This window comes from Rhizobium croatiense (assembly GCF_019793465.1).
Taxonomy (GTDB): Bacteria; Pseudomonadota; Alphaproteobacteria; order Rhizobiales; family Rhizobiaceae; genus Rhizobium; species Rhizobium croatiense.
On the sequence record NZ_JAILYJ010000063.1, the window covers coordinates 1 to 513 of the forward strand.

Sequence of the window (513 nt, forward strand, 5' to 3'; positions counted from 1 at the left end):
TGCTCTCGTTGATCGCATAGCTGTAGGCGCCCGATGCGTTGAGCACGAGGCTGCCATAGCTGCCGTTCAGCGCCGAGCCGAGCGTGCCCGACGTCGCACCGAAGACTACCGCCGTGACGGTCTTGGTGTCACCGGCATCCGGATCGGTGTCGTTGGTCAGCACGTTGCCGCTCGCAACCACGCCGCCCGAACCATTGGCCACCCCGCCCTTCTCGGTCGCGTCACCCGCATCGGCAACCGCCGTCGGCGGCGTATTGCCGGGCGTGCCCGATCCCGGACGGAAGACCACATCGGCCCAATAATTCGCTGAATTGAAGGTGGCATTCGGGAAAATGCCTGCACTGGCGGAACCCCCATAGCGGTAGACGCCATTGCCGCTGGCTGTCGCCGTCAGCGGACCATTAGTGACGGCGGTCGTAAAGAAATTGTTGGTCGCCACATAGGCTCCTGTCGTGTGGTAGGAGGCGACATAAGTGGTGTTGGCGGCGATGGTGACCGGTGTTGCAAAATTCA

1 protein-coding gene is annotated in these 513 nt (G+C 62.6%); it reads right to left on the reverse strand.

Features of this window, described 5'->3' with window-relative positions; translation table 11 throughout:
- Positions 1 to 513, reverse strand: a 513-nt coding sequence (locus K6M89_RS30560; RefSeq protein ID WP_222141857.1) for a DUF4082 domain-containing protein, incomplete at both ends; no start/stop codon positions are given.